Source organism: Nostoc sp. 2RC (assembly GCF_014222165.1).
GTDB classification, from domain to species: Bacteria; Cyanobacteriota; Cyanobacteriia; order Cyanobacteriales; family Nostocaceae; genus Nostoc; species Nostoc linckia.
Window position 1 is genome coordinate 1 of record NZ_JACKZU010000667.1, and the last position, 1,780, is coordinate 1,780.

Below are 1,780 nucleotides of genomic sequence, written 5' to 3' on the forward strand. Positions count from 1 at the left end.
CTTCCCCTTTCCCCCTTTGCCTTTCCCCAATCCTAGTACCCAATCTAAAATCCAAAACTTCTATGGTTAGTCTGCTAGAAAACCCCTTGCGCGTTGGTCTGCAACAACAAGGGATGCCCGAACCCCAAATTATAGTTATCTTTGGCGCTTCCGGTGATCTTACCTGGCGCAAACTAGTGCCAGCACTTTTCAAATTGCGGCGGGAACGCCGCATTCCACCTGAAATTACCATCGTTGGTGTGGCTCGTCGAGAGTGGAGCCACGAATACTTCCGCGAACAGATGCAAAAGGGCATGGAAGAGGCACACCCCGATGTGGATTTGGGAGAACTCTGGCAAGACTTTTCTCAAGGTCTGTTCTACTGTCCTGGGGATATCGACAAGCCCGAAAGCTATCAAAAACTGAAAAATCTATTAACTGAATTAGACGAAAAGCGCGGCACGCGAGGCAATCGGATGTTTTACCTCTCCGTAGCCCCAGCATTCTTTCCCGAAGCAATTAGGCAGTTAGGAACTGCTGGAATGCTAGAAGATGCCTACAAACATCGTCTGGTAATTGAAAAACCCTTTGGTCGTGACTTGGCTTCCGCCCAGAGTCTCAACCAAGTGGTACAGAAATTTTGTAAAGAAAATCAAGTCTATCGCATTGACCACTACTTGGGTAAAGAAACAGTCCAAAACTTGCTGGTATTTCGCTTTGCCAATGCGATTTTTGAACCCTTGTGGAATCGTCAATTTGTTGACCACGTGCAAATTACTGTGGCAGAAACCGTGGGTGTGGAAGACCGTGCTGGCTACTATGAAAGCGCCGGCGCACTCCGCGATATGTTGCAAAACCACTTAATGCAACTTTACTGCTTGACAGCAATGGAAGCACCAAACTCAATGGATGCCGACAGTATCCGTACTGAAAAAGTTAAGGCATTGCAAGCTACCCGTTTAGCTGATGTCCACAATCTCTCGCGTTCCGCAGTGCGCGGTCAATATAGTGCTGGCTGGATGAAAGGTCAACCAGTACCGGGGTATCGAGAAGAACCAGGTGTCGATCCTAAATCCACAACACCCACCTATGTGGCCATGAAGTTTTTAGTGGATAACTGGCGCTGGCAAGGTGTTCCCTTCTACCTGCGAACTGGCAAGCGGATGCCGAAAAAAGTCAGTGAGATTTCCATCCACTTCCGCGACGTTCCTTCTCGGATGTTTCAATCCGCCGCGCAACAGAGAAACGCCAATATTTTGGCAATGCGGATTCAGCCCAACGAAGGAATTTCCCTGCGCTTTGACGTGAAAATGCCAGGAGCAGAATTCCGCACCCGTTCTGTGGATATGGATTTTAGTTACGGCTCCTTTGGTATCCAAGCAACTTCCGATGCCTACGATCGCCTTTTCCTCGATTGTATGATGGGGGATCAAACATTATTCACCCGCGCCGACGAAGTAGAAGCAGCTTGGCAAGTAGTAACCCCAGCCCTTTCAGTTTGGGATGCACCCGCAGACCCAAACTCCATTCCCCAGTACGAAGCCGGTACTTGGGAACCAGCCGAAGCCGAATTCCTAATTAACCAGGATGGCCGTCGCTGGCGCAGACTGTAAATAGTTAGGAGTTAGGAGTTTAGAGTTAGGAGTTAGGAGTTTGGAGTTAGAAGTTTAGAGTTTAAAGTTTGGAGTAGAGACGCGATTAATCCAAGTCTTTCCAAAAGTTAGAAGTTACAAGCTAACAATTATTAACTCACAACTCATAACTCATAACTCCTAACTCCTAACCCCTAACCCCTAACCCC

1 protein-coding gene is annotated in these 1,780 nt (G+C 47.9%); it reads left to right on the top strand.

Annotated elements, in window-relative coordinates; genetic code table 11:
• The first annotated feature begins 62 nt into the window (after positions 1 to 62).
• Positions 63 to 1,592: a glucose-6-phosphate dehydrogenase gene (gene zwf / locus GNE10_RS34295; protein ID WP_099068525.1), complete on the top strand. Its 1,530-nt coding sequence runs from the start codon at positions 63 to 65 to the stop codon at positions 1,590 to 1,592.
• Positions 1,593 to 1,780: the final 188 nt, after the last annotated feature.